This window comes from Brevibacterium sp. 2SA (genome assembly GCF_005502845.1).
In the GTDB taxonomy this organism is placed as follows: Bacteria; Actinomycetota; Actinomycetes; order Actinomycetales; family Brevibacteriaceae; genus Brevibacterium.
In genome coordinates this window covers 21,621-28,270 of record NZ_SCMW01000051.1, presented here as the reverse complement: position 1 = coordinate 28,270, position 6,650 = coordinate 21,621, and the positions used below count along the sequence as shown (strand labels likewise).

Below are 6,650 nucleotides of genomic sequence, written 5' to 3'. Positions count from 1 at the left end.
ACGTTGAACGCGCCCCCGCCTCGGCGATCGGCGCGTTCAACGTCATCACTCTCGAATCGGCCGAGGCGATCGCAGCCGGCGCCGAGTCCGCCGGGCGCCCGGTCATCATGCAGATCTCCGAGAACTGCGTGAGATACCACGGGGCCCTCGCGCCGATCGCCGGGGCGACGCTCGCGATCGCCGCCGCCGCGAGCGTGCCCATCGCCGTCCACCTCGACCATGCGACGGATCTCTCGCTCGTCGACGAGGCGCTCGAGCTCGGGTTCGACTCCGTGATGTACGACGGCGCCCATCTGCCCTACGCGGAGAACTGCGCGACGACCGCTGAGGTGGTCCGCCGTGCCCACCGCCGCGGCATCGGCGTCGAGGCCGAACTCGGGGAGATCGGCGGCAAGGACGGCGCCCATGCTCCGGGCGTGCGCACCGATCCCGCCGAGGCGGTCGACTTCGCGGCCGCGACCGGCGTCGATGCGCTCGCCGTCGCCGTCGGCAGCTCCCATGCCATGCTCGAGCGCACGAGTCGTCTCGACCTCGACCTCATCACCCGGCTCGCCGCCGCGGTCCCCGTGCCGCTGGTCCTCCACGGCTCCTCGGGGGTTCCCGACGCTGAGCTCGAGCGGGCGATCGGGGCGGGCATGGCGAAGATCAACGTCTCGACTCATCTGGGTTCCGTCTTCACGGGAGCGGTGCGGGAGACCCTCGCGGTCGACCCGCGCCTCGTCGACCCGCGCAAGTACCTCGCGCCCGGGCGTGAGGCCTTCGCCGCCGAGGTCACCCGTCTGCTCGCGCTGTTCACCGAGGCGAGGGCGCATAGACCGCTTGCCAAACCCGCACGCGAGGCTTGAGAGTGGCACTATGAGCACGCGCGAAGACCGCCTCGACCGCATTCTCGGTCGCCTCGACCGGGAGGGCACGGTCGGCGTCGACGCGCTCAGCGAGGAGCTCGGCGTCTCGCTCGCGACGATCCGCCGGGACCTCGACCTGCTCGAGGAGCGGCGCCTGCTCGAGCGCACCCACGGCGGTGCGACCCGCAAGAACGTCAACTACGACCTGTCCCTGCGCTACAAGGAGGCGGCCGCCACGGAGGCGAAGGCCGCGATCGCGCGCGCCGCGGTCGCCCAGATCAGCCCCGGCACCGCCGTCGGCCTCTCCGGGGGGACGACGACGTTCCAGGTCGCCGATGCCATCAGCGAACGCGACGACCTCGTCAGCGACCTCACGGTCGTGACGAACGCCGTCAACGTCGCCCACAAGCTCGCGGTGCACCCGGGCATCAAGGTCGTCGTCTGCGGCGGCATCATCAACCCCTCGAGCTTCGAACTCGTCGGCTCCTTCGTCGACTCGGTGCTCGCGAGCATCTGGCTCGACCTCGCGTTCATCGGGGTGCACGCGTTCTCGGCCGGTGCCGGCGTGATGACCGTCAACGAGGCCGAAGCGCACGTCAACCGGCTCATGGCGCAGCGTGCACAGCGGGCGGTCGTCGTCGCCGATTCCTCGAAGTACGGCAGGCGCTCGTTTGCCTCGGTGGGCGGGGCGGACGTGTTCGCGTCGATCATCACCGACGACGGCCTCGGCGCCGAGGCGGTCACGGAGCTCACCGCCGCCGGCTTCGACGTCGACCTTGCGGTGACGGACGGCCCGACAGGAGGAACACGGTGACGGATCCCCTTCCCGACGTCGTCGTCCATAACGCCGTCATCCTCGACAGTGACCCGGCGACGTTCTCGACCGACTTCGCCGACACGTGGATCGCCGTCGCCGACGGCATCGTCGTCGACCGCGGTCGGGGCGTGATGTGGCACCAGTGCGCGAGCCCGGCGACGCGGATCATCGACGCCGAAGGCGCCTACCTCGCCCCCGCGTTCGTCGACATCCACACCCACGGCGGCGGTGGGCACAACGTCGAGGACGGCCCCGACCACCTCGGCGCGATTCTCGACGTCCACCGCGCCCACGGCACCCGCGCGCTCGTCCTCTCCCATGTCTCCGACACGATCGCCGGGCTCGCGGAGTCGCTGCGGGTGGGGGCGGGGCTCGTGCGGGAGAATCCCGCAGTCCTCGGACTCCACGCCGAAGGCCCGTTTCTCTCCCCGGACTTCAGGGGCGCGCACTCCCCGGAGGTGCTCACCGCTCCCACCCCGGAGGCGGTCGAGACCATCCTCGCGGCCGCGGACGGGCAGCTCGCCCAGGTCACCCTCGCACCCGAACTGCCCGGTGCGCCCGAGGCGATCGCCCGCTTCGTCGCAGCCGGGGTGGCCGTGGCCGTCGGCCACACCGCCGCCGACTACGCGGAGACGATGCGGGCCTTCGAGGCGGGGGCGAGCATCCTCACGCACGCGTTCAACGGGATGCCCGGCATCCACCACCGCAGCCCGGGTCCCATCCTCGCCGCCCTCGACGCCCCGCACGTCACGCTCGAACTCATCAACGACGGCATCCACGTCCAGGCCCCGGCCGCGCGGCTGATCACGGGGCTCGCGCCCGGTCGCGTCGCCCTCATCACCGATGCCATGGCGGCCACCGGGATGGGCGACGGGGACTATGTGCTCGGCAGTCTGCCGGTGCGGGTCGAGGATTCGGTGGCCCGGGTCAGGGCCGCTGACGGCTCGGTCGGGTCGATCGCCGGATCGACGCTGACCATGGACGATGCCGTGCATCGGGCCGTCGCCGAGGTGGGGATGAGTCCGATCGCCGCCGCCCAGGCCGCGGGGCTGACTCCCCTGCGGGCGCTCGGTCGTCTCGCCCCCGACGTCCACAGCCTCCTGCGGGTGGGCCAACCCGCTGACTGCGTCCTCCTCGACGCCGACATGCGGGTGACGACCGTGTGGATCGGGGACCGGCGCTGAGGATCCGGTTGCCCGGCGGAGCCGATGTCGTGGGAGGATGGTCGGCATGGATGCTCTGCTCCTCATCGACACCGACGACACAGCGCTGACCTCTCAGAGGGCCGTCGAGACCCTCGGCGGGATCGTCGGCCGCACCCGTGCGGTGGGCGGAGTGCTCATCTTCGCCACGACGAACGAGGAGGTCTCCGGCCGCGACGACGAGGAGATCAGCGTCTTCGGCCCCGACGAGGAGGACCTCGTCCTCCGCTCGGACAATCCCGACATCTTCGAAGGCGTCGACGACCTCGCCGCCGGACTCCACGACATGGCCGTCGATCGGATCGTCATCGCCGGAGTCGACGAGAATCCCGGTGCGGTGTGGGCCTCGGCGATGGCGGCCCTCGTCTGCAACTTCGACGTCATCGTCCTCTCCGACTCCGTCGTCAGCGCCGCCGGCGAGCCCGTCACCTGGGCCGATGCGGCCGAAGAGGCGGGCGCCATGGTCAAGCGCACCGAGGACACCTGGCTGCGCATGTGACTCCTGCCCGCCTCGGCAGTGTGACATTGCTCTGAGCTGTCGGCTCTGACTGGCACGGTCGCCGGGCCCGGTTCTACACTGTGTAGTGGGTAAATGGAGCCTGCATGGACCCTGAGGTGAGGAGGTGGCATGACCGGCTGGCACAAGTCGATCCGTGCTCTCTTCGCAGCCGTGATGACGACGATGCTCGCGGTGCTCATGCACGTCGGCGCCGGCGGTGACTTCTCCGCCCTCGGCACCGGCTTCGTCTTCATCCTCGTCCTCTGGGCGGCGATGATCCTCGCGGGACGTCGCCTCGGATACCTCGCTCTCGCCGCGATCCTCGGCCTCGGTCAGCTCCTCATGCATGCCTCGATGGGCTGGTTCGGCCCGATGTCGTCGATGATGCGGGGGACCGCCGGCGCATCCGCCTCGGCGTCGCCGGATCCGACGATGTCAGCAGCCGAACACGAACTCATGACCCCGGCCACCGGGTCTCTCGACCTCGGTCAGGCCACCCCGATGGGCCATTCGATGGGCCACGCCAACGGCGCCGGCCCGGGCATGATCATCGCCCACATCGTCGCCGTCATCGTCACCGCGATCATCCTCAAGCGCGGTGAGGATCTCCTCTTCAGCATCCTCCAACTGGCACTGGGGCCGGTTGTCATCGCCCTGCGCGCACTCGCGTCGGCGCAACACAGTCTTGCGGGCGCGCGCCTGCGCGTCGTCCGCCATATGCGCGAACTCCCGCACATGGTGCCGGTGGCCGTCATCGGCCCGAACTACCGTCGCGGTCCTCCCGCGCTCGTCTGACACCTCACCACCGGCAGCGCGCGATCCGACGTCGCGCTGCACCCCACATCACCCTCGGCATTCGTCGAACAGTCATGCGATCATGCTGCTCCGGCGGGCGCGGTTGCCCAGCGCCACCCGGCGCCGGTCTCGTGCCCAGGCCGTCATTCCTACGAACTCGGTCGCGGCCGCGCGTCGACACCCGGCGCGGCAGAGAGCGCACGTCCCGGTGAGCCTCCCGCACTGCGGGACCTCCTGACAGGGATCGCCACATGGCCGCGTCGGAACCGCCTCGGCGACGGCATGATCCGCACCCGACCGCCGACGAACGCCACCACACGAAAGTGCAGACGAAATGCGCAAGAACACCATTCTCAAGTCCACCATGCCCGCGCTCGCCATGTCGGCGGCCCTCGTCCTCGGTCTCAGCGGCTGCGGTCAGAGCGGCAGCCAGAGCAGCGCCTCGGAACCCTCGGCCTCGAGCAGCAGTGCCTCGGTCGACGCCTCGGCCTCGCTGACGTTCGACGACGCGTGGGTCAAGGCCGCCGACGAGGGCATGACCGGAATCTTCGGCAAGGTGACGAACACGACCGACGCCGACATCAACCTCGTCGGCGCCAACTACGACGGAGCCAACATGGTCCAGCTCCACGAGACCATCGACGACGGCTCCGGTTCGATGATGATGCAGGAGAAGGACGGCGGCTTCGTCATTCCCGCCGGCGGCTCCCTCGACCTCGAACCGGGTGGCGACCACATCATGGTCATGGACATGACGCGCCCGATCAAGCCGGGCGAGGAGATCACCGTCGAACTCGTCACCGCCGATGACGAGACGATCCCCGCGACCGCGGTCGCCAAGGAGTACACGGGTGCGCAGGAGACCTACGCGCCCGGCGAGCCCGATGCCGCCTCCGACGGCGGTGACGGAATGGACGGCATGGGCGACATGTCGGGCATGAGCGATGAGGACTCCGGTGACAAGTGACCCCCGCGACCCGGACTCCGCGTCGGGTCGTGACACCGAGCCCGCCGCCGAGCGGACGTCGTCATCGGCGGAGTCGGCGATTGCGCCGGGCGGGTCGGCCGCCGAGGACGTGACGTCCTCGGCCGCCGGGGCCGGTGAGGACAGCGCCGAAGCGGCTCCGACCCGCCGCGGCTTCAGCCGTCGGGGCCTCATCGCCTCGGCGGCCGTCGCCGGCGGCGTCGGAGCAGTCGGGTCGCTCGCCGGGTTCGGCATCGGGCGGGCGACCGAGGCGAACTCCCCGCGACCGCCGCGTGCCGACACCACCGGCGTCAACGGTGAGGTCGCGGTGCCGTTCTTCGGCGAGCACCAGGCCGGGATCGAGACGGCCCCGCAGGCCCACGGCGAGTTCCTCGCGTTCACGATGAAGCCGGAGACGAAGAACGCCGCCGCCGTCGTGCGGTGGCTGCGTCTGCTCACCGCGGATGCCGCCGCGCTCACGCAGGGCACCGCGCCCCTGGCGGACTCCGAACCAGAGATGGCGGCCGATCCCGCCCGCCTGACGGTGACGTTCGGCTTCGGCCAGAACCTCGTCGCGCTCGCGGGCAGCCAGGCGGTGCCCGAGTGGCTGCGGCCGCTCGAGAGCTTCTCGATCGACCGGCTCGACCCGCAGCGCTCGACCGGGGATCTGCTCCTGCAGATCTGCGGCGACGATCCGCTCGGAGTCGCCCACGCCCGCCGGATGCTGTGGAAGGACTCCCGCGCGTTCGCCGACATCGCCTGGCAGCGCACGGGGTTCCGCAACTCGTACGGCACGAAGGGCGAGGGGCAGACGCAGCGCAATCTCTTCGGCCAGCTCGACGGCACCGCGAACCCGGGCATGGGGTCCGAGGACTTCAGCCGCCTCGTGTGGGGTCGGGCGACCGGACGGACGGACGCGGTCTTCTCCGCCCGTGGTGAACCGCCGACCGACCTCGGCGAGGCGCTGCCGTCGTGGATGCAGGGCGGGACGACGCTCGTGCTGCGTGACATCGAGATGAACCTCGAGACGTGGGACGAGGCGGACCGTCCGGCGCGTGACTTCTCCGTCGGTCGCTTCGTCGACTCGGGGGCGCCGACGACGGGCACCGACGAGTTCGACGAGCCCGATTTCACGGCCGTCGACGACCGGGGTCTCACGGTGATCTCGGCGGCCTCGCACATGGCCAGGGCCCGCGACGGGCTCGGACCGGAGGTGCAGATCGTGCGCCGGCCGTACAACTACGAGACCGGTGCCGGGGGTCAGTCGGGGCTGATGTTCGCGTCGTTCCAGGCGGACATCGCCCGGCAGTTCCTGCCGATCCAGCGGCGGCTCGCCGAGGTGGATCTGCTCAACGTCTGGACCGTGCCCATCGGGTCGACGGTGTGGGCGATTCCGCCGGGGGCGAAGGACGGCGAGTACGTCGGCCAGACGCTCTTCGGAGGCTGAGCACCGGCACAGCGAAGGATGCGCACCGGTACTTCGGCGGCTGTGCACTGGGGAGTCGGACAACGACGAACGAGGCCGCGG

Annotated in this window: 7 protein-coding genes; all 7 read left to right on the top strand. The window is 70.6% G+C overall.

The window, feature by feature from the left end; genetic code table 11:
* The coding region (locus FFS20_RS14755; RefSeq protein ID WP_212743354.1) for a class II fructose-bisphosphate aldolase at nucleotides 1-845 on the top strand (845 nt) is incomplete at its 5' end.
* A 10-nt stretch (nucleotides 846-855) separates the two neighbouring features.
* Complete coding sequence (locus FFS20_RS14750) at nucleotides 856-1,659, top strand: DeoR/GlpR family DNA-binding transcription regulator (RefSeq protein ID WP_137826591.1); 804 nt, start codon at nucleotides 856-858, stop codon at nucleotides 1,657-1,659.
* Nucleotides 1,656-2,846 carry an amidohydrolase family protein gene (locus FFS20_RS14745; RefSeq protein WP_137826590.1) on the top strand — a complete coding sequence of 397 codons (1,191 nt, stop codon included), beginning with the start codon at nucleotides 1,656-1,658 and terminating at the stop codon, nucleotides 2,844-2,846. The genes FFS20_RS14750 and FFS20_RS14745 overlap by 4 nt, the downstream gene beginning before the upstream one ends.
* 46 nt (nucleotides 2,847-2,892) lie before the next feature.
* The gene (locus FFS20_RS14740) at nucleotides 2,893-3,363 is read left to right on the top strand and encodes an isochorismatase family protein (protein WP_137826589.1); all 471 of its coding nucleotides are present in this window, start codon (nucleotides 2,893-2,895) and stop codon (nucleotides 3,361-3,363) included.
* 129 nt (nucleotides 3,364-3,492) lie between these two features.
* On the top strand, nucleotides 3,493-4,158 hold the full coding sequence (locus FFS20_RS14735; protein WP_137826588.1) for a hypothetical protein: 666 nt from the start codon (nucleotides 3,493-3,495) through the stop codon (nucleotides 4,156-4,158).
* A gap of 334 nt (nucleotides 4,159-4,492) precedes the next feature.
* The gene (locus FFS20_RS14730; RefSeq protein ID WP_137826587.1) at nucleotides 4,493-5,125 is read left to right on the top strand and encodes a copper chaperone PCu(A)C; all 633 of its coding nucleotides are present in this window, start codon (nucleotides 4,493-4,495) and stop codon (nucleotides 5,123-5,125) included.
* On the top strand, nucleotides 5,115-6,569 hold the full coding sequence (locus tag FFS20_RS14725) for a Dyp-type peroxidase (RefSeq protein ID WP_249356881.1): 1,455 nt from the start codon (nucleotides 5,115-5,117) through the stop codon (nucleotides 6,567-6,569). Before FFS20_RS14730 ends, FFS20_RS14725 begins: the two co-directional genes overlap by 11 nt.
* Nucleotides 6,570-6,650: the final 81 nt, after the last annotated feature.